20 protein-coding genes and 2 pseudogenes are annotated in these 20,537 nt (G+C 59.0%); 7 read left to right on the top strand and 15 right to left on the bottom strand.

The window, feature by feature from the left end:
- Window positions 1–27: 27 nt before the first annotated feature.
- Both NE562_RS17100 and NE562_RS17105 read right to left on the bottom strand, forming a co-directional pair.
- A complete protein-coding gene (locus NE562_RS17100; RefSeq protein WP_280963632.1) occupies window positions 28–675 on the bottom strand; it encodes a potassium channel family protein in 648 nt (215 codons plus the stop codon).
- Between the two features lie 22 nt (window positions 676–697).
- The gene (locus tag NE562_RS17105; RefSeq protein ID WP_280963633.1) at window positions 698–2,044 is read right to left on the bottom strand and encodes a TrkH family potassium uptake protein; all 1,347 of its coding nucleotides are present in this window, start codon (window positions 2,042–2,044) and stop codon (window positions 698–700) included.
- Window positions 2,045–2,272: 228 nt separating this feature from the next.
- On the opposite strand from NE562_RS17105, the gene NE562_RS17110 reads away from it, so the two are divergent.
- From NE562_RS17110 to NE562_RS17135, 6 genes are all read left to right on the top strand, one after another.
- Window positions 2,273–4,951 (top strand): sensor histidine kinase, encoded by a 2,679-nt coding sequence (locus NE562_RS17110; protein ID WP_280963634.1) that lies wholly within the window; start codon window positions 2,273–2,275, stop codon window positions 4,949–4,951.
- A gap of 5 nt (window positions 4,952–4,956) precedes the next feature.
- Window positions 4,957–5,658 (top strand): response regulator, encoded by a 702-nt coding sequence (locus NE562_RS17115; RefSeq protein ID WP_280963635.1) that lies wholly within the window; start codon window positions 4,957–4,959, stop codon window positions 5,656–5,658.
- 103 nt (window positions 5,659–5,761) lie between these two features.
- Window positions 5,762–6,619: an NAD(P)/FAD-dependent oxidoreductase gene (locus NE562_RS17120; RefSeq protein WP_280963636.1), complete on the top strand. Its 858-nt coding sequence runs from the start codon at window positions 5,762–5,764 to the stop codon at window positions 6,617–6,619.
- A 270-nt stretch (window positions 6,620–6,889) separates the two neighbouring features.
- Window positions 6,890–8,092 (top strand): MFS transporter, encoded by a 1,203-nt coding sequence (locus tag NE562_RS17125; RefSeq protein WP_280963637.1) that lies wholly within the window; start codon window positions 6,890–6,892, stop codon window positions 8,090–8,092.
- 137 nt (window positions 8,093–8,229) lie between these two features.
- Window positions 8,230–8,529, top strand: coding sequence for a DUF2087 domain-containing protein (locus tag NE562_RS17130; RefSeq protein ID WP_280963638.1), 300 nt, complete (start codon window positions 8,230–8,232; stop codon window positions 8,527–8,529).
- A 14-nt stretch (window positions 8,530–8,543) separates the two neighbouring features.
- The gene (locus NE562_RS17135; RefSeq protein ID WP_280963639.1) at window positions 8,544–8,888 is read left to right on the top strand and encodes a GIY-YIG nuclease family protein; all 345 of its coding nucleotides are present in this window, start codon (window positions 8,544–8,546) and stop codon (window positions 8,886–8,888) included.
- A 137-nt stretch (window positions 8,889–9,025) separates the two neighbouring features.
- Here NE562_RS17135 and NE562_RS17140 read toward each other — a convergent pair whose 3' ends face one another.
- The 9 genes from NE562_RS17140 to NE562_RS17180 all read right to left on the bottom strand — a co-directional run bounded on the left by NE562_RS17140 (window position 9,026) and on the right by NE562_RS17180 (window position 14,683).
- Window positions 9,026–9,292, bottom strand: a complete 267-nt coding sequence (locus NE562_RS17140) for a DUF4368 domain-containing protein (RefSeq protein WP_305147541.1) — start codon at window positions 9,290–9,292, stop codon at window positions 9,026–9,028.
- 29 nt (window positions 9,293–9,321) lie between these two features.
- Window positions 9,322–10,164: a bifunctional DNA-formamidopyrimidine glycosylase/DNA-(apurinic or apyrimidinic site) lyase gene (gene mutM / locus NE562_RS17145; RefSeq protein ID WP_280963640.1), complete on the bottom strand. Its 843-nt coding sequence runs from the start codon at window positions 10,162–10,164 to the stop codon at window positions 9,322–9,324.
- Window positions 10,142–11,056: a radical SAM mobile pair protein B gene (locus tag NE562_RS17150; protein ID WP_280963641.1), complete on the bottom strand. Its 915-nt coding sequence runs from the start codon at window positions 11,054–11,056 to the stop codon at window positions 10,142–10,144. The genes mutM and NE562_RS17150 overlap by 23 nt, the downstream gene beginning before the upstream one ends.
- Window positions 11,057–11,058: 2 nt before the next feature.
- Window positions 11,059–11,670 carry a nitroreductase family protein gene (locus tag NE562_RS17155; RefSeq protein ID WP_280963642.1) on the bottom strand — a complete coding sequence of 204 codons (612 nt, stop codon included), beginning with the start codon at window positions 11,668–11,670 and terminating at the stop codon, window positions 11,059–11,061.
- A gap of 13 nt (window positions 11,671–11,683) precedes the next feature.
- Entirely contained in the window at window positions 11,684–12,283 is a 600-nt protein-coding gene (locus tag NE562_RS17160; protein ID WP_280963643.1) for a nitroreductase family protein, read from the bottom strand.
- Window positions 12,284–12,285: 2 nt separating this feature from the next.
- Window positions 12,286–12,750 carry a MarR family winged helix-turn-helix transcriptional regulator gene (locus tag NE562_RS17165; RefSeq protein WP_280963644.1) on the bottom strand — a complete coding sequence of 155 codons (465 nt, stop codon included), beginning with the start codon at window positions 12,748–12,750 and terminating at the stop codon, window positions 12,286–12,288.
- A 408-nt stretch (window positions 12,751–13,158) separates the two neighbouring features.
- The gene (gene trxA / locus NE562_RS17170) at window positions 13,159–13,464 is read right to left on the bottom strand and encodes a thioredoxin (protein WP_280963645.1); all 306 of its coding nucleotides are present in this window, start codon (window positions 13,462–13,464) and stop codon (window positions 13,159–13,161) included.
- Between the two features lie 47 nt (window positions 13,465–13,511).
- Window positions 13,512–14,318, bottom strand: a complete 807-nt coding sequence (locus tag NE562_RS17175) for a DNA-3-methyladenine glycosylase family protein (protein ID WP_280963646.1) — start codon at window positions 14,316–14,318, stop codon at window positions 13,512–13,514.
- Window positions 14,315–14,683 carry a DUF3783 domain-containing protein gene (locus tag NE562_RS17180; RefSeq protein ID WP_280963647.1) on the bottom strand — a complete coding sequence of 123 codons (369 nt, stop codon included), beginning with the start codon at window positions 14,681–14,683 and terminating at the stop codon, window positions 14,315–14,317. Before NE562_RS17180 ends, NE562_RS17175 begins: the two co-directional genes overlap by 4 nt.
- A gap of 349 nt (window positions 14,684–15,032) precedes the next feature.
- Here NE562_RS17180 and NE562_RS17185 point away from each other — a divergent pair, with 349 nt between their 5' ends.
- Window positions 15,033–15,419, top strand: coding sequence for an ACT domain-containing protein (locus NE562_RS17185; RefSeq protein WP_280963648.1), 387 nt, complete (start codon window positions 15,033–15,035; stop codon window positions 15,417–15,419).
- 410 nt (window positions 15,420–15,829) lie between these two features.
- On the opposite strand, the pseudogene NE562_RS17850 reads toward NE562_RS17185, so the two are convergent.
- From NE562_RS17850 to NE562_RS17210, 4 genes and pseudogenes are all read right to left on the bottom strand, one after another.
- Window positions 15,830–16,354 (bottom strand): annotated as a pseudogene (locus NE562_RS17850) (hypothetical protein); the annotation flags it as partial.
- 697 nt (window positions 16,355–17,051) lie between these two features.
- Window positions 17,052–17,525 (bottom strand): annotated as a pseudogene (locus NE562_RS17920) (hypothetical protein); the annotation flags it as partial.
- A 263-nt stretch (window positions 17,526–17,788) separates the two neighbouring features.
- Window positions 17,789–19,588: a collagen-like protein gene (locus NE562_RS17745; RefSeq protein WP_305147539.1), complete on the bottom strand. Its 1,800-nt coding sequence runs from the start codon at window positions 19,586–19,588 to the stop codon at window positions 17,789–17,791.
- Between the two features lie 164 nt (window positions 19,589–19,752).
- Window positions 19,753–20,537: exosporium glycoprotein BclB-related protein (locus NE562_RS17210; protein WP_305147540.1), on the bottom strand; the 785-nt coding region annotated here is incomplete at its 5' end.

A 20,537-nucleotide genomic window follows, 5' to 3' on the forward strand; every position in this document is an offset into this window, starting at 1 on the left:
CGCGCCCCCCCCCCCCCCGCCCTTTTCTTAAAACTGCAAAAAACGCTGAACATCGCGGTTGCTGCCCAGAAGCAGCAGCGTTTCCTCGCTGGAAAACACGTGGTTCGGGCCGGGCAGCGGCTGAAGCTCCCCGTTTTTCTTGATCGCAAGGATATTGATATGGTAGCGTGAGCGCACGGCCAGCTGCACGATGCTGCGGCCCACCCACGCGCCCGGCACGGGCGTTTCGTAAATGGAGTGGTCGGGCGTGAGCTCGATGTAATCAAAAATATGATCCGAGGAATACTTAACCGCGGTGCGAATCGCCATTTCTTTTTCCGGGTAGACCACCTGATCCGCGCCGTTGCGCAGCAGGAACTTGGCGTGCACGTCGCGGTTGGCGCGGGCCAGCACAAAACGCGCGCCGCAGTCCTTCAGCAGCGCGGTCGTTTCCAGCGACGCCTGAAAATCATCCCCGATCGCGACAACGCAAAAATCGAAATTGCGCACGCCAAGCGAAGCGATGAACTGCTCGTTGGTCGAATTGCCGATCTGGGCGTTTGTCACATAGCCCAGCACGTCGTTGATGCGTTCCTCGCTGCGGTCCACCGCAAGCACCTCGTGCTTATATTCAGTCAGCTTGCGCGCCATATGGCGGCCAAATCGGCCCATGCCGACGATCAAAACAGATTTCATTTCAGTTTCTCCTCTTCTCCGGTTATCCCACCGCGATCTTTTCCTGCGGCAGACGGCTCAGCGCCGGCGGGCGGCGGCTGGCCACGGCGTACAGCATGGTCAGCCCGCCGACGCGGCCGAAATACATCAGCAAGATCAAAATCAACCGCGACGCCGGGCCCAGACCGCCGGTCATGCCAAGCGACAGCCCCACCGTGCCGATGGCGGAGGCGCTTTCAAACAGCGCGGCGGAAAGCGATACGCCCTCGATACAGCTGATGAGCGTGCCGCCTGTTAAGAACAGCAGCACGTAAAGCGTCAAGATCGTGATCGTGTTGCGTATGACCTCGGGCGGCAAGCGGCGGCGAAAGGCCTGCACGCTGTCCCGGTTCTGCACACTGGAACGCACGCACAGGAAAAGCAGCAGCAGCGACGTGGTCTTCACGCCGCCCGCCGTCGAGCCGGACGAGCCGCCCACCAGCATCAGTAAAATGGTAACGAGCACGCTTGGGCTTTCGTAGCGCGTCAGCTCTACGGTGTTAAAGCCCGCCGTGCGCGGCGTGACCGACTGGAACAGCGCGGCCCAGACCCGCTCGCCCCCCGTCATCCCCGCCCACTGGGGCTGGCTGAACTCATAAAAATAAAAATACGCGGCGGGCAGCAAAATAAGCGCGAGCGACACGGTGAGCACCATTTTCGTCTGTAACCGGTAGGCGTGGAACCGAAGGCCGTGCTCCCGGATATCGCCCCAGACGAAAAAGCCGATGCCGCCCACCGTGATCAGCGCCATGATGGGCAGGTTGACCAGCGGATCGCCCGCGAACGCGGTGAGCGAAGAATACGGAGCGGCCCCGCCCATTAGGTCAAAGCCCGCGTTGCAGAACGCGGAAACCGCGTGGAACACGGAAAACCACACGCCCTTGACAAAGCCGAACATCGGAATAAAGCGCAGGGCCATAACCACCGCCCCAAGGCTTTCCAGCAAAAGTGTGGCCCTGAGGATGAAGCCCGTCATGCGCACCACGCCGCCCATCTGCGGCGCGGCCATGGATTCCTGCAAAACGAACCGCTGCTTCAGGCCGATGCGGCGGCCCGTGAACATCGAAATCGCCATGGCCATCGTCACCACGCCCATGCCGCCGATCTGGATCAGCACCAAGATAACGAGCTGGCCGAAGGCCGACCAATAGGTATAGGTATCATGTATTACAAGGCCGGTCACGCAGGTGGCCGAGGTGGCGGTGAACAGCGCATCGCCAAAGCTTGCGCCCGCGCCGTCTCTTGTGGCAAAGGGCAGCGTGAGCAGCGCGGCGCCGCAAAGGATCAGCAGCAGAAATCCCGCGATCACGATCTGCGCCGGCGTGATCCGGTTGTTTTTCCAAGGTGACACAGTCTTAACCCCTCGCATGAAATAAATTGTTTTCATTGTATCCCAACGCTTATAAACGCCCCGTTAAGGAATATGCCGCGGTATAAAGATTGTGTTAAGGCGGCCGCGCCCCGCGCTTTCATCTTAACAAAATCTTAATGCCAGCCCTAAAATCAAAACAGCGCGGCGCGGCGCGATGTGATATACTGTGTTCATACCATACCGTATATCCCAAGGGAGGGAACCGTCTTGGAGGAACAACGCCCAAGCCCGGACGCGCTGCTCAAGCAAATAGAGACCGACCCCGCGCGCCTGCCGGGGCGGCTTAAAATATTTTTCGGCTACGCCGCCGGCGTGGGCAAGACCTACGCCATGCTGGACGCGGCCCACCAAATGAAGCGGGACGGCGCCGACGTGGTGGCGGGCTATATCGAGCCGCACACCCGGCCCGAAACGCTTCACCTGCTGGACGGGCTGGAGCAGCTTCCGCCACGCCTGACCGGCTATCAGGGGATTCAACTGCGCGAATTTGATCTGGACGGCGCGCTCGCCCGTCACCCCCAGCTGATCCTTGTCGATGAGCTGGCGCACACCAACGCGCCCGGCAGCCGCCACCGCAAGCGCTATCAGGATATCGAGGAATTGCTGCGCGCGGGGATCGACGTATACACCACGGTAAACGTGCAGCATTTGGAAAGCCTGAACGATCTGGTGTCCTCCATCACCGGCGTGGTGGTGAGCGAGCGGGTGCCGGACGGCATCTTCGACGCGGCCGCGCAGGTGGAAGTGGTCGATCTGGAACCGGATGAGCTGATGCAGCGCCTGCAGCAGGGCAAGATCTACCGGGAAGAGCAGGCGCAGCAGGCGCTCCATCACTTTTTTACCCGCAAGAATCTGGACGCGCTGCGCGAGCTCGCGCTGCGCCGCACCGCCGACCGGCTGGGCCGCACGGCGGAAAAATCCGGCGAACGCGCCGTTGCCGACGCGGGCGAGCATATCCTCATCTGCCTTTCGAGCGCGCCGTCGAACGCCAAGGTCATTCGCACCGCCGCGCGTATGGCGGAAGCCTTTCACTCCGGCTTTACCGCCCTTTTTGTGCAAACGCCGCGCACGAGCGAGCTGAAGGGCGACAACCTGCGCCGCCTGCGGCAAAACCTGAAACTGGCCGAGGATCTGGGCGCGCGCGTCGCCACCGTATATGGGGACGACATCGCCGCGCAGATCGCGGAATACGCGCGCATATCCGGCGTATCCAAGATCGTTGTGGGCCGCACCAACAATAAGCGGCGCTTTTTCGCGGGCAAAAACCTGATCGACCGGCTGACCGAATACGCCCCCCATATGGAGGTCTACGTGATCCCGGACAGCCAGCCGCGCTTCGCCACCGCCCCGCGGGGCAAAGCGCCCGTTTTCCGCTTTTCCCCCCTTGAACTCGGCAAGTGCTTTGCCGCGATCGCGCTCTCCACGCTGATCGGCGGGGTGTTTTACGCGGCAGGGTTCCGCGAAGCGAACATTATCACGGTATATATCTTGGGCGTGCTGTTTTCCTCGGTCTGGGCGCGCGGCCGCGCCTATGGGGCGATTGCCTCGCTTTTGAGCGTGGTGGTATTCAACTTTTTCTTTACCGAGCCGCGTTTTACCCTGCACGCGTACGACGCAAGCTACCCGATGACCTTTCTTGTCATGCTGATCGCCAGCTTCATCACCTCGACGCTCGCGGGCCGCGTCAAAACACAGGCGGAGCAGGCCGCGCAAAAGGCCTACCGCACCGAGGTGCTGCTGCAAACCAGCCAAAAGCTGCAAAAGGCTGAGGGCGCGGACGCCATCCTGCTGGAGACCGCAAGGCAAATGGTCAAGCTGCTCGGCCGTACCGTGCTGTTCTACCCCGTCGGCGCGGACGACGGTTTGGGGCAGGCGCAGGTTTATTTCCCGGGTGAACCCGAGCCAGCCGAAGCCTACCTGACGGAGGAAGAGCGCGCGGTAGCCGAATGGGTGCGCCGCAACAACAAACACGCCGGGGCGACGACCGGCACCCTGCCCGGCTCCCGCTGCCTGTATCTTGCGGTGCGGGGCACGGCGCGCGTGTTCGCGGTCGCGGGCGTGGCGATGGACCGCCAGCCCGATCTTGATTCCTTCGAGCGCAATCTGCTGATCGCCATGCTGGGCGAATGCGGCCTTGCGCTGGAAAAAGACGCGCTGGGCAAGGAAAAACAGGCCGCGGAAATGCAGATGCAGCAGGAAACCCTGCGCGCCAATTTGCTGCGCGCGATCTCGCACGATCTGCGCACGCCGCTCACCAGCATATCGGGCAGCGCGGGCATTTTGATGGCCAGCGCCGACCGGCTGACCCCGGAAAAGCGAAGGCAGCTCTATACCGATATCTATGACGACGCGATGTGGCTGGTCGATCTGGTGGAAAACCTGCTTTCCGTCACCCGTATCGAAAACGGCACCATGGACATCCACGTCGAGCCCGAGCTCGTGGACGAGGTGTTCCGCGAAGCGCTCGGCCACCTCGACCGGCACGCGGCCGACCATGTGATCACCTGCGCCCTCGCGGACGACCTGCTTTTGGCGCGCATGGACGCGCGGCTGATCGTGCAGGTGGTCATCAATCTGGTCAACAACGCGATCAAATACACGCCGGTCGGGTCGCATATCACGCTGTCCGCCGAAAAGCAGGGCGGCATGGTGTCCGTCCGCGTCGCGGACGACGGGCCCGGCGTGCCGGACGGGGCAAAGCCCCGCCTGTTCGATATGTTCTATACCGCCGCCGGCGGCAAGGGCGACAGCCGGCGCGGGTTAGGGCTGGGCCTTGCGCTCTGCCGCTCGATCGTGCAGGCGCACGGCGGCGAGATCACCGTCACGGACAATACGCCGCGGGGCGCGGCCTTTTCCTTTACACTTGAACAAGCGGAGGTATCATAAACCCTATGAACAAGCCACAAATTCTGGTCGTCGAGGACGACGCCGCGGTCAGCAACCTGATCTGCACCACGCTGGAAACACAGGCCTACCAATACCACCTTGCCGGAACGGGCGCGGCCGCCGTGCTGGCCGCCGCTTCCTGTAGGCCGGATGTGATCATTCTTGATCTGGGTCTGCCCGATATGGACGGGGTGGATATCATTAAAAAGGTGCGCTCTTGGTCCAACGTGCCGATTATCGTGGTCTCCGCCCGCAGCGACGACCGCGACAAGGTCGAGGCGCTGGACGCGGGCGCGGATGATTATTTGGTCAAGCCCTTTTCCGTGGAGGAACTGCTCGCCCGCCTGCGCGTCGCGCTGCGCCGCGTCCGGTTCGACGCCGAACGCACCGGCAGCGAAGCCAGCACCTATGAAAACGCCGAACTGAAAATCGACTACGCCGCGGGCTGCGTCTACGTCAGCGGACAGGAGATTCACTTAACGCCGATCGAATACCGCCTGTTGTGCCTGCTTGCCCGCAACACCGGCAAGGTGCTGACGCACAACTTTATTTTAAAGGAGATATGGGGCAACGTGCTGCCGTCGGATACGCCGTCCCTGCGCGTTTTTATGGCCACCCTGCGCAAAAAGATCGAGCCCGATCCCTCCAGCCCGCGCTATATCCAGACCCATATCGGCGTGGGCTACCGCATGCTGCGCGTGGGTTAACGAAAAAAACGACCGTTTGCGCCGCGATTTAACACTTTTTTCATCTACGTCCATCCATTTGTGCTATACTGAAAATAACGAAACGGAAAGCGAGGCACAAATCATGGCAAACCTCATCATCATCGGCGGCGGCCCGGCGGGCCTGTCCGCTTCTATTTACGCCGCGCGCGCGGGGCTCAAACCCACGGTGCTGTATCAAGGCGGCGGTGCGCTCGAAAAAACAGACAAGATCGAAAACTACTTTGGCTTTGCCCAGCCGGTCACGGGCGCTCACCTGCTGGACGAGGGCCGCGCGCAGGCCGAACGCCTCGGCGTAACGCTCACGGAAACCGAAGTGACCGGCGCGGAGTACGCCGAAAAAGGCTTTGTTGTCAAAACCACCGGCCAACCCTACGAGGCGGACGCGATTATCCTTGCGACCGGCGCGCCGCGCTCCGCGCCCAAGATTCCCGGCATCGCCGAGCTGGAAGGGCGCGGCGTCAGCTATTGCGCCATTTGCGACGCGTTCTTTTACCGCGGCAAATCGGTCGCGGTGCTCGGACAGGGCGAATACGCGGTGGAGGAAGCAAAAACCCTTTTGCCGGTCGTTTCCTCGGTCACGCTTCTAACGAACGGCGCCGAACCGCCCGCCGGATTGCCCGACGGCATTTCGGTCGAAACGCGTCCGGTCGCTCGCGTCGCGGGAGAGGACAAGGTATCAGCCATCGAATTTCAGGACGGCGCGACGCTTGCGGCGGACGGTCTGTTCATCGCCTACGGCACCGCGGGCAGCACGGATTTCGCGCGCAAGCTCGGCGCGATGACCGAAGGGCGCTCGATCACGGTAGACGGTAAGATGATGACCAACGTGCCCGGCCTTTTCGCCGCGGGCGATTGCACAGGCGGGCTGCTGCAAGTGGCGAAGGCCGTGTCGGACGGCGCGATCGCCGCGATGAGCGCGATTAAATATTTGCGTGGATAACGGTTGACAGACCGTGTTTTCTCTGCTATGATAGGCCATATTATCTTTATGGTCAAAGGAGAACAGTTCATGCATTATATTCGCATTCGATAAAACAGGACAAGAAGGACCTATTTTAAGGGTTTCTTTTGTCATGCTTTTCGATGCGAATGTACCGCCGGTATTACCGGCGCGCTTTGCTGTCGATTTTTGCAGGCAGGAGTATCCGTTTGGGTCCTCCTGCCTGTTTTTTGTTCGCAAAGCCGCTTTCTGTCATAAGGAGAAAATACATTGAACTTAAACTGGAAACGAAAATTTCTTACCATCGTCACCGGACAGACCGTATCGCTGGTCGGCTCCTCCGCCGTACAGTTCGCGCTCATCTGGTGGATGGCGAGCGAAACCGGCTCGCCCATTCTGCTCGCCTTTTCGGGCTTGATGGCCTTTTTGCCGCAGGCCTTGCTCGGCCCGTTCGCGGGCGTTTGGATTGACCGGCTGCACCGCAAGACTGTTGTCATCGCCGCCGACCTATTCCAAGGGCTGATCGCCGTGGCCTTTGCCGTATGGTTCCTGTTCGCCACTCCACCGCACTGGACGGCCTGCGTCGTACTCGGCGTGCGCGCGCTGGGCGGCGTGTTTCACACGCCCGCGATCCAAGCGCTCATCCCCCGTCTGGTGCCCACGGACGAACTGGTGCGCGTGGGCGGCTGGCAGCAGTTTTTGCAGTCCGGCGCGTTCATGCTGGGCCCGGTGCTGGGCGCATTGATGTACGGCGCGCTGCCCCTGCCCGTCATTCTGCTGACCGACCTGCTCGGCGCGGTGGCCGCCTGCCTGACGCTGGCCCTTGTCAAGATCGAGGAGCCGCCGCAGGAGCACGGCGAAAAGCGCCATTTCGCGCACGAGCTGCGCGAGGGCTTCCGCACCCTGCTGAGCGATAGAAAGCTTTGCGTGCTGCTGTTCGCGGTCACGCTGTGCATGGTATTTTTCATGCCGCTTTCCTCCTACTATCCGCTGATGACGAGCAACTACTTTCATTTGGAAGCGTTCCACGCAAGCATTGTGGAGTTTACCTTCGCGCTGGGAATGATGGCCACCTCGTTGGCCGTCGGTCTGTTCGGACATATCAAAAACAAGCTTCTGTTCGCGCACCTTGGGCTGTTCGGCATCGCGCTCACCTCGCTTATTTCCGGTCTTGTACCGCCTAACATGACCGGGTTCTGGGTGTTTGCGGTGGTCTGCCTGTTCATGGGCGGCAGCGGCAATTTCTACGGCATCCCCACCATCGCCTACATGCAGGAAAGTATTCCCGGCGAGGCGCAGGGACGCGTGTTCTCGCTGATGGGCAGCATGATGTCGCTCTCCATGCCGGTCGGCCTGCTGGTTTCCGGCCCGATCAGCGAGGCTTACGGCGTTCCGCTGTGGTTCCTGATCTCCGGCGTGGCCATGTTTGTCATCACTTTGGTCAGCCTGCTGATTATCCGAAAATTGCATTAAAAAGCAGCGCTCTGGCTTCTCTGTCAAAGGAGATGCCCGGGCGCTGCTTTTTCTCTCTTGACAAACCCGGCGGAAGCGTCTATTATAATTAGTAAATTAGTAATTTAGTAAATACAAAAGAGAGGAGGCGTACCCACTTGGAAGGCTCGCCCCGCATGATCAATATCATTAAATTTGTCAACGCCCGGCGGCAGGTCATTTTCATCCCGTCGAAAAACCGCGTCAAGCTGCCCGTACTGCAATATCTGGCGGCAAAGACCGAGCCTGAACTCGATTACACCGAACGCGAGGTCACCGCGCTTTTGAGCGGCTGGCTTTCCGGGCCCGACCCGGATGTAGCGCGCCGCCTGCTGATCGACGAAGGTCTGCTTGCCCGCACGATAGACGGCGCGCGGTATTGGCGCCGTCCCTTTGACGAAAACTGGAGCATCCACTGAAAGGAGGTATGTTTATGGAGAAGCAAGACCGCCGCGACGCAATCGCGGCGTACAAGGCGAGAAAGAACGAGGGCGGCGTGTTCTGTATCCGCAATACGGTGACCGGCCGCGCCCTGCTCAACTGGGCGGTCGATCTGAAAGGCAGCGAAAACCGTTTTGCCTTTGCGCAGATGACCGATCTGTGCGCCGACAACGCGCTTCGGGACGATTGGAAGCAATACGGCTGCAAAGCCTTTGCGTTCGAGGTGCTCGAATCGATCAAGCAGAAGGAAACGCAGACCGATAAAGAGTTTCGCGACGATGTACAGACTCTTTACGCCCTGTGGCAGGAAAAACTGGCGGATCAGGAGCTGTATTAGGGCGAATGCCTGTCCCGAACAGCGGTGCTCCCCTGCCTCTGTAAGGTCCACAATAAATAAAGAACATTCCCCACTTAGGAGTACGCTCGTAAAGAAGTTTTTCACTCCGGGGAAACGGCGTGATGTGCTACGGCATATCACGCCGTTTCTCTTTTTGCAATTTCGCAAGAAAGCTCGATTTCGCCTACGAAGTTATAGTGGATATTAACTTGCTGGGTGCGGTGGCCGCTGGATTTGCCGAGGGCGTGAACCACGATTTTTTCCACGAACTCATGGAGAATATCGGGCGTTAAGGTTTCCGGCTCTATGTAGCTGTGGACGATTTTGAGGAAGCTTTTGACGTTCAAGTTCTGCCGTTCGATTCCCTCAACGTTTTTCCGTTGTTCGGCTGTGCTGGCTTCCAGCGTTTTCTGCTCCTGCCACTAGTCGGCGGTCATTTTGACAAAGCGTTCATTGGTTGACAATGGGGACAAAATACGCTGCTGCGTCCCGCTATCACCGTTTTGCGAAGTGTTGTGCCGCACATAAGGCATGGTTCACCCTCGCGTCCGTACACGCGGAGAAAAGCGGTATTTCGATAATCCCGTCCTGTACCCTGCAAGAATTCCTCCGGCGTTACGGCGCTTTTTTCAATAAAGTAGTTTAGAACTTTCGGGATTTCTTCCGCCAGTCGCTTCCATTCGTCGTCTGTCAGGCTGTTGGCCGTACGGCTCGGATGTACCTGTGCTGAAAATAGAATTTCGTCTGAATAGATGTTTCCAATTCCAGCGATACTTTTTTGGTCAAGCAAACATTCTTTAACGGGCCTTTTTCGTCTGTAAAAGCTTGTTTTCAAATATGCGGCGGTAAGACTGCTTTCCAGTGGCTCTACGCCCAAAGAGCCTGCACCGCTGTATGTATCTGCCTCGTCCCTTTCCAGAAGCCAGAAACGACCAAAACGGCGGGGGTCGGAAAAGCGGAGCTCTTTCCCGTTGTCCAACTGAAACATGACATGGGTGTGCTTTTTCATCGGATTGTCGGGCGGTACGAGCAGCAGACATCCGGTCATACGCAGATGGAGCGAAAAAGAGTCGCCGCTCACCAGTAGAACGGTCAAAAATTTCCCCCGCCGTGTCATATTATGAATTTTCTGTCCGGTCAGCTGCCTGCAAAATTTATCCGCGTCCGGGTGGGCTACGACTTCGGGCCGTGTGACCGATACAGTCTGGATCACCGCGCCTTGAATTTGCGGTAAAAGAACACGTCGAATGATTTCAACTTCGGGCAGTTCCGGCATGGCTGTCACCATCCTTTCGCGCAAATTTTTTGATCTGCTCGTGGTAGAAGAAATTGACGATGATGGGAGGTTCCTCAAAGGGGCGCGCCATGCTGTCATCGTTGGTCACATAGTCAAGTCCTATTTCTGCGGCCCAGTCGTTCAGCTCTGTGTCCAGCAGTTCCCAATAGCGGCGGTCTTTTTTGTTGTAGATTTCTTGATACAACGGCAACAGGCCGGCGTATTTCTCTTGAATGTAGTCCATGATAACGGTTTTATATCCGCCCCGCAGATTGAGGTTTTCCAGCCATATTAAATTGCAGTGGGCCTTTGCCCGCTGAATGATGGCTTTCACATCGGTAATGCCGGGAAAGATGGGCGAGATAAAGCAGGTGGTACGGACGCCCGCCCTGTGAAATTCCTCCATCGCCGCCAGCCGCCGCTCAATGGAAACGGCTTGGTCCATATCGGCCCGGAAGTCCTCGTCCAGCGTGTTGATAGACCAGGATACGCGGGCGCTGGAGAAAGACCGAATCAACTTCAGGTCGCGCAGGATCAAATCGGATTTGGTGGCAATGCTGATTTTGCAGCCGCTTCCGCATAGCTGCTCCAATAGCGCCTTTGTGCGGCCGTAGATTTCTTCCAGCGGCTGATAGGGGTCGGTAACGGAGCCGATAAACAATTCCTTACCGGCGTACCGCTCCGGGCGTTTGATTCCCGGCCAATGCTTCACGTCCACAAAGTTCCCCCACTGCTCCCCGTGGCCGGTAAACCGCTTCACAAAAGAGGCATAGCAGTAGTTACAGGCGTGGGCGCAGCCCACATAGGGGTTCACTGAGTATTCGCAGACCGGGAGATTGGATTTTGACAGGACGCTTTTGACTTCGATTTCTCGAATCAGAGGAGAATCCATATTTACCACACTCCCATATGTAGATGTCCGTCCGGGTCGGTGAGGTACTGCTCTAAAACCAGTTCGTCCGCTTTCGGATGACCGATTCCGATGAAGCAGGGCGTCATCCAACCCTTTGGCACATCGAGCTGCCCTAACACAATGTCATGCTCCTTGTTGAGCGGAATACGCAGAGAGTAGCCCAGCCCCTCGTTGATGACGGCCAACATCATATTTTCAGCCACGCACCATGCGGTGGTGAGTGGGTTTAATTTGCTGACCCACTCGCCGTTGAGCTTCGCGCACCGAAAAAGGGGGATGACCACATAGGGGCAATCCACCAACATGGTATATTGCCGGGGCATGGCATAAGAGTACATCTTCTGCGCCAGATTCAGCTTTTTGTTTTCGTAACGGCTCAAGTCAAATTTGTCTGCGATGTACTTGGCATAACCGAAGGCATTTTCTTTTTCTTCTCTCGTATGGAGCACGATAAACTGCCATTTTCGGTAGTGATTCCATGAGGGGGCTTTCATGCCCGCCTCGATGATTCGCTTAATCGCCTCAAACGCAACCGGCTCGTCGGTCCACTCCCGGCTGGTTCTTCTCTTGTCAACGACCTCGTTAAATTCCATTTTTCCTCCGTATTTACCACTGGTTCCAGCGGACTTTGTTTTCTACCGTTGCATTGACCTGTGAGGGCACTTTGGCGTCAGGACTTGCGTATCCAAGAATCACCAATGTGGGAAGATACCAGCCATCCGGGATATGCAGTAGCTCTTTGATTTTCTCCGGCTCTTTCTTGACCGGAATATGGACAACAGATCCCAATTCCTCAGCGGTTGCAGCGAGAAGTATGTTTTCCACCAACGCCCATGTCGCGCCGTAGTCCATCAGACCGTAACCGTTTTTATCTTCGGTCATCGGGTACTTTTGTTTGAAATACGGCAAAATCACACACGCGGATTCTTCAACCATACTGCTCTGGCGGGGATAGGCGATCTTGAACATTTCCTGCTGCGGGGTTTTCGGCTCCTGAATACGGCAGGGGTAGGGGCGAATGAGTTTCGCCAGCTCTTTAATCATGGCTTTATCGGTAAGCGTTACCAGCTCCCATCTTCTCTGATGATTGGAGGAGGGGGCTTTCAGGCCGGCGTCTAAAATCCGCTCCAATACCTCTCTTGGAATTTCGCGCTCCTCAAATTGACGAATACTTCTTCTCCTGTTGACTACCTCATAAAATTCCATTTTTATTCCTCCGTTTCTTGATTGACCAGTTTGGTAAGGTTTTTTGTAAATGTTCTGGACAGGTCAATCAGTTGTTTTTGCTCTTCCTCTGTAAACATAGACATTGCCGTGTCCTCCGCCCATGTGATATGACGGACAACCTTTTCGCAATATACCCGGCCCGCCGCTGTCATTTGAACAATTTTGTTCCGCTTATTTTCCGGTGCTTCGGTAACGGTGACATGGTTTTCTGCCAGAAGATTTTTAATGATTAAGTTCACGGTCTGTTTAGACTGAAATGTTCTCTGGCATATTTCCGACTGCGTCATGCCGCCTTTTTCATAAAAGCTGTCATAAAAGAGAACGTTGACTACCAGCAGTGTTTTCATCAACATCCCATGACGTTTTGCATATTCGTCATATAGCGCAAACTGTTCATCCCTGAATTTGCAGTACAGATATGCGTTTCTCTTATCGTCTCTTGTCATAATCCGCCACCCTCGGTCCATTTATTTACGGTCAATTTATTGACTAAACAAAGTATAACAGACAAAAGAAATAAAAGCAATGGATTTTAGAAATAAGTTTACTAATCCTATATCCTAGTGACAAGTCGCTTAGAGGAGGCAATGCCTGCGAGGAACCGGGCGATTGTAGATAAGGTACATCCCCGCTGTTATAGAGGCAGGCAAGCGCTATCTCTACGCTCATACGGGCCTTCCTTGGATGGGAACGAAAAAAGGCGCTATCCGGCAGGATAGCGCCTTTTCTCTGCGTGTTTGGTTTTGGAAGATGTCCTTTCGCTTAGAGGTGACTGCTGATAAAATTAGTGTTTTCAAAGGGGATAGCTCGCTTCTTTATCAGTACACTCCTTTGGGCAATGTTCTTTTTTATTCTTATAGCAGCGCCAGAATGCTGTCCTTCGGGACCGCGCCGACGCTCTTGTTTGCGATCTGTCCATCCTTTATGACGATCAGCGTCGGGATGCTCATCACGCCGAACTGCTGCGCCAGATCCATTTGCTCGTCAATGTTGATCTTGCCGACCTTGATGTCGCCGCGCTCCTCCGCGATCTCGTCCACAATCGGCGAAACCATGCGGCAGGGGCCGCACCAAGTAGCCCAGAAGTCCAGCAGCACCGGCTTGTCGGACTGCATGACCTCGCTGTCGAAATTATCCTTGGTGATCGTAAGAACTGCCATGATGATTCTCTCCTTTTTTGTCGTTAGTTTGTCCGTTTTCTTACTTTTTACGCATAAATCTCGTAATAAAAGCCGTATTGTTGCAATACGCCCGCAAAGCCCTTGTATCGCTTCATCGGGAAGCCCTTTGGATAGTGCCGGTCCAGCATGTCCCGAATATGGGTGTCGATCGGAAAGGCATCGATATGGTGCAGGGCGAACAGGCAAATGCATTCCGCCACCTTAACGCCTACGCCGGTCAGGCGCATCAGTTCGGCCTTCGCCTCTTCATAAGGCAGCGCGGCAACGCGGTCTAGATCGACCTCGCCGCAGGCGATCTGTCTGGAAGCGGCGGCAATGTATTTTGCACGGTAACCCAGACGGCAGGGCGCAAGCTCCTCCGCCGTGACCGCGGCAAGCGCTTGCGGCGTGGGAAAGGCATTGTATACCTCTTTGCTCTTATTATAGCAGGTTTCGCCAAAAAGCAAAGAGATATTTTCGACACATTTTTTGATGCGGTTTATGTTATTTTGCTGCGAAATGATGAAACAAATGATAGTTTCAAACAGCTCCTGCCGCAAAATACGGATGCCGCCGCCCACCTGTATGGCGTTTTGCAGGTACTTGTCCCGCGGGCTGACCGCGCGTTTGAACGCGCCGTAATCGGTATCCAGATCAAAATAGGGCCGCCATACCGCCTCCCATTCGTCCTCCTCGCAGTCGCAGTACAGGGCGTCGCCCCGCTGCCACAGCTCTATGTACCGCCCGGAGGCGATCAGGGAGAAGCGTCCCTCCCCTATATCGTTCATGCGAAAGCACTGACCCGATCGCGCGATCTGTCCCAGATCCAGATCCGTAACGTTCCGCTCGATCATCGGCTCATCGCCTCATGCTCTTCGGCCAGCTCCTCGTAAAGCTGGTGCAGCAGCCATGCGCAGTTGGTCTCGGTCACGACCGCCTTGTATGGCACGGAAACGCCTGTTTTTTTCATTTCACGCAGCAATATCTCTAGGCGCTTATCGTCAAATCCGTCCAGAACGAGCAGAGGTTCGGCCAGCGCCGGATTTTCGGGTTCCGCGCGCCCCTCAAAGCCCTTGCGGCCCAACAGAAAACCGACCGTTTGCCCGGTCTCCCCCGCTCCGACGTTTTTAATGCGCACGCCTAGACGAACCAGCACGCCCTTGAGCGCTTCCGCCCGCGCCTTGTCACCGGGCTCGTAATATAAAACCGTCTCTCTCATATATGGCGTCACTCCTCTGCCAGTGTGTTGTTTTACATTATACCACCGCGGCAGGTAAACGAGAGGTGTCGGGATTCCGATAGGCGCCGCTGGCGGTATAATTGCTGCTTTACGGCTATTATACCACAGCGGCAAGCATTTTCGAAGTGTTAAAATACACTTATGCGCCGCTGGTGGTATAATTAATTTAATCCGGGTATAATAGCCGTTTTGCGGCTATTATACCACAGCAAGTGTCAAATCAAAAGCTGGAATAATGATGCAAGCCCGATCAGCCGTTTGACAGGCGCATAGCCGTGTATTACAATGATAAAAATGCGACGAATCCGCAAAGGAGAATCAACCTATTATGACCCTTCAAATCATTGACCGGGATTTTTCCGTGTGTAAGCTGGACGATCCCTCGCTCATCGATCTCACCGGCGGCTTTTGCTTTATCGGCAAAACGGACGAGGAGCTTTCTCTGGTATGCGAAACCCAGCGCGTGCCCGCGCGGACGACTGCCTGCGAGCACGGCTGGAAAGCGTTTCGCATCGAGGGCGAGCTGGATTTTTCGCTGATCGGAATTTTGTCAAAGCTCTCCGCCCTGCTGGCCGAAGAGGGCATCGGTATTTTTGCGATCTCTACCTTTAATACCGACTATATCCTGACCAAGGCGGAAAATTTCGACCGCGCAATCGCCGTCTTAAGGCAAAACGGCTATGCGGTCAGCGAAGCGCCGCCCGCTTGCCGTTAAGATCAAACCGTTCTGTTTAGCTTGACGACGGCCACGGTCGCGGCACCGTCGCTGCCGCTCGCATTGCTGTTGTAGGTGAGCGAAAAGCGCGTTTCTTCCGGCACATTGATAATGATCGCATTGGAACCATAGGCGCTGGACACCGGCGAACCGGTTTTGAAGTAGATTCCGTATTCAATGTGCGATCTGCCGCTGTAAAACGGCGTGATCTGCATATACCCTGCTTCCCTTAAAATGATGGATACATGGTACGAAAGCAAATAATAGCCCGGCGCAAGCGTAATTCGTGTGGTATCGGTCAAAACGATCTGCCCGGTGGGATCGGCGGTGACGGTACCCAACGGAATTTGGGTCGCGTCGGCAAACGCTACGCCAAACGTGGCGAAGGATGCGAAAACATCCTCCGGCGCGGCGCCGGTAGCGCCCGTTGCCCCGGTCGGTCCCGCTGGGCCGGTGGCCCCGTCCAAACCGGCCGGACCCGCTTCTCCGGTCGCTCCCGCAGCCCCTTGGGGGCCGGTGGCCCCGGTTGGCCCCGTGGCGCCTGTTGGGCCGGTGGCGCCAGTCATTCCTGTGGCGCCAGTTGGGCCGGCCACGCCCGTAGCGCCTTGGCTTCCGGCCGCGCCGGTGGCCCCGGTCGGACCTGTCGCACCGGTTACGCCCCGGATACCTGAGGCGCCGGTCGCGCCCGTGGGGCCGATCGGTCCGGGAAAGCCCATTGCGCCGGTCGCGCCGCGCGGGCCGGTCGCACCGGTGGCGCCGCGCATACCGTTCATTCCGGCCGGGCCGGTCGGGCCTGTTGCGCCGGTCGCGCCAGCCGGCCCTGTGGGGCCGGTTCTCCCCGTCGCGCCGGTCGGGCCGGTATGGCCGGGCGGACACGGCGGCGGGCAAGGCAGCTCGGCATGCTCACAGCCGCAGTCGCGGCGCAACGCGTCCATCCAGTCGTTCAGCGATCCGCCGCAGTCTTTATCGTTTATGGATTCAAACATTCCATCCATCCTTTCCAAAGCCGATCGGCCGCAATACCGACCGGCTCAATTCATCCTATTCATCCCGCCCTGCCCCTGCGCATCCTTACGGCCGTTAAAAAGCCTTCGACGCAATGCGCCGAAGGCTTTTTTACTGTTCCATACACCCGGTGAGCGTTTACTTGGTCAATATCTCCGCCTTGCAGGTGGATACAAACGTGGGGTCGTTGTTATTCGGGCCGACCAAAACGACGACGCCGTACTCGTTTTTCAGCACCGTGCCTTGACCGACGGTCTGCCCGCCCGCGTTGATGTCAACGCCCGCCGTGCCAACCGGCAGATAAGCGCGCACAGCCGCTTCACAGTCCGCCGCGCAGCCAGTCGGCGTGGGCGTCGGCGCGGGCAGGTAGGTGATCGCGTTGTTGTAGGTGCTGCTGGTCAACCGTACGGACGCGATCCTGCAAATAGAAAGCGCTTCCTGCGGCACGCCCTGCGCGTTGACAAGTTGGAACAGGCCGGCGTTGGGGTTCGTGTTCGGCGCGGGCAGCAGACTGCCCGGGCGGCCGCTGGCATTATTGCCGCTCTCCATCGCAACGACGATATTGGTCGTGGGATACAACTGAATGATCTGGCGCAGCAGGTTTCTCATTTGCGCGACACAGGCGCATGCCGCGGCGTCTCCGGCAGGGCCGGTGGCACCTGTTGCGCCGGTGGCGCCCGTTGCGCCGGTACCGCCGGTACCGCCAGTCGCGCCGGTTGCACCCGTTGCACCCGTTGCGCCTGCCGCTCCGGTCGCTCCGGTCGGGCCGCTTAGGCCTGTCGCACCGGTCGCGCCGGTCGGACCGCTTGGGCCGGTTGCACCGGTTGCGCCGGTCGGACCGCTTGGGCCGGTTGCTCCGGTCGTTCCGGTCGCTCCGGTCGCGCCGGTCGGGCCACTTGGGCCGGTTGCTCCGGTCGCACCGGTTGCTCCGGTCGGACCGCTTGGGCCGGTTGCTCCGGTCGCACCGGTTGCTCCGGTCGGGCCGGTTGGGCCGGTCGGGCCGGTCGGACACGGTCGCGGGCAAGGCGGCGGACAGGGCGGCGGGCACGGCGGCTTGGGACCGTCGCAGCCGCAGCTGCAACCCCTTTTCAGCTCATTCATCAGGCTGTTCAGCGGATCGTCGCAGCCACTATAATCCATAGGGTCATGCATGCCATTCATCCTTTCTCTCAGCGCCGGCACGGCCACAGCCGGCCGGCTATTTTCATCTTATTCCGCGAGACCGCCCGTTGCTCGTGTCAAAGTTAACGGCTGACAGAATCGGAGTTTTTGGTGTGCCACCAAACATCACTGAAACGAAATCGTATTGTGCTTTGTACTGCAAAGAACATAAGCCTACGGGGTCTTGCCCCGTAGGCTTATGCTCAACTGGCGTCACCCAGCCGGATCACCGTCAGCGCTGCTTCTTCAAAGGTAAAGCCCGCCGAATCCGCCACCACCTGTATGGTGGAAGGAACCCCCTCCGCGCGGAAGGGTACATCAAACGACATGGTAGCCGTCTCGCCGGTCGCGGTAAAGGTATGCCGCGCCGTAGCGCCGGCTACCGGCGCACCGTTTTGATACAGCCGCACCACCAGCGTCGACGGGATCGGCGTGCCGGGGTCCACCGATACGGTCGCATGGAAGGTGGCCTGATAAATACCGTCCCGGTTGATCATGACATCGGTCGACCCTGCCGAATGCGTGATCGCCGTGCCGGACACCAGCGGCGTGTCGTTGAAGGTCAGCGCGTTTCCGGCCGCGCTCGGCTGGTTTGTCTGGTCTACGGTCGCAAGCACCTCGGGAGTGCCGCCCCCGCCCGGCTCGCCGCGCGGAATCACGAAATCAAAGATCGCGTCTTCATCCGTGCCGACATTGGTCACCTCGGCGGGTGTGCCGGGGTCGCCTGTTGTCACCGTGCCGATCCGTATTGTTGCCGCCGCGCCGGTCGGGCCGGTCTCGCCGGTTTCACCGGTCGGACCCATGGGACCCTCGGGACCCATTTCGCCCTGCGGTCCGGGTTCTCCGGGTTCCCCGGTCGCACCGGTGGGGCCTATTTCACCAGTTGCCCCGGTTGCGCCGGTCGCACCAGCCTCGCCCGTGGGACCGGTCGGACCTGCGGCGCCTTCCGCGCCGGTCGCGCCTGTTTCACCGGTTGCGCCGGTGGGGCCGGTCGCACCCAGCTCACCGGTTGCGCCGGTCGGACCTGCTGGGCCAACGACGCCGGTTGCGCCGGTTGCGCCGGTTGCGCCGGTCGCCCCGGTGGCACCGGTGGCGCCGGTAGCGCCGGTAACGCCGGTGGCGCCCGCCGCACCTGTCGGGCCGGTCGGGCCGACGGGACCGATGAGACCGGTTGCTCCCGTGGCGCCGGTGGGGCCAGTTGCGCCTTGTTCACCCGCTATGCCCTGAATTCCCTGCGGGCCGCGTTCTCCTTGCACGCCCTGCGGGCCTTGGTCGCCCTGCACGCCCTGCGGACCGGTCGCGCCGGTCGCGCCTACGGCGCCGGTTGCTCCGGTCGCGCCGCGCGGAATATGGAACTCCAATACATGGTCCGGGCCGCCGGTTACATCGACCACATCGGCAGGTTCATCGGGTTCTCCGGTCGTGGTGCCGCGTATCGTGATGGTTTCCGCTATGCCGGTCGCACCGGTAAAGCCTCTTGGCCCAGTCGGTCCAGTGGCGCCGGTCGCACCCGTCGCGCCGGTGGCGCCGGTCGCACCCGTCATGCCGGTCGCGCCTGCTGCACCGGTATCGCCCTTGGGGCCGGTCGGGCCGGTAGGGCCGGTCGCGCCGGTCATACTGGCTGAACCCGGGGCGCCTGTCGCGCCTGTCGCGCCGGTCATGCCCGTGGCTCCGGTCGCGCCTGTCGCGCCGGTGGCGCCTGTCGCGCCCGCTGCACCGGTGTCGCCCTTGGGGCCTTCAGGGCCCATCGGGCCTCTCGGGCCCTGCATGCCGGGGTCGCCCTTCGGACCTTCCGGTCCCATCGGGCCCATTGGGCCGGGCATACCGGCGGGACCCATCGGTCCGCGCTCGCCGCGCCAGCCGCGCGGCCCTGTCGGCCCTGTGGGGCCGGGCGGGCAGGACGGCGGACAGGGTGAAGGATGCTGGCCGCAGCCACAGCCACACTCGCTGCGCACCTCGTCTATCCAACCGTCGCAGTAATTATGATTCATTCGATCGTTCATGCAATTCATCCTTTCCAAACGCCGGCGCGGCTTTCACCACCCGGCTGATTCATACTATTCGGCGCGTATGCCGAATGCCCACTTCCGGTGCGCTGTTTTAGCCAAAAATTATAAAAAGAGGTCTCCGAAGTTTTGCTCCGAAGACCTCTTTGCTTACTATCTACCTACGAGAGGGCCAGACCACCGCTTGCGTAGCCTGTGACAGAGTTGATGAGAGATAGGCCGGACGCGGTCGCTGAGAATACAAGCATCAGCCGCGTTCCCGCGGTCACCGCTATATTCAGACCGGTCGTGATGCCGGATGAGACTGCGCCGACCGAGAGAACGCCGGTCAACGTCGGTGTCAGATTGACCTCCGCGCCGGGAACAGCGGTAAACTGGTTATTCGGTGCGGTCGATCGATAAAGCTGGGCCGTGATCTGAACGGTCGAGCCAACCAGAGACAGCGCAAGCGTCGTGCTGAAATAAGCGCTCAGGCTGGTGATCGTACCCGCTCTCGGCATGGAGAAGGCAAAGTTTGTCAAGGTGCCCGTCGGGCTTGTGATATCGATAATACCGCCCGAAATCGCGACACCCGGCGCAGAACTGCCAAATCCGACAAACGCGGGCGTGCCTACTAGACCTCCGGCAATCGTATTGAGTGATATCGGTATTCCTGAAGCAAAGGGGACAATAGCAGAGCTGCCTGCCGTGCCGGTGGCGCCGGTGGCGCCGGTCGCGCCGGTCGCGCCGGTCGGGCCAGTGGGACCTGTTGCGCCCGCCGTACCTGCCGTGCCGGTCGCGCCGGTCGGGCCGGTGGGACCTGTCGCTCCTGCCGCGCCTGCCGTGCCGGTCGCGCCCGTCGGGCCGGTGGGACCTGTCGCTCCTGCCGCGCCTGCCGTGCCGGTCGCGCCGGTCGGGCCGGTCGGGCCGGTTGCTCCCGCCGCGCCTGCCGTGCCGGTCGCGCCGG

It is taken from the genome of Butyricicoccus faecihominis (assembly GCF_024462775.1).
GTDB lineage: Bacteria > Bacillota > Clostridia > Oscillospirales > Butyricicoccaceae > Agathobaculum > Agathobaculum faecihominis_A.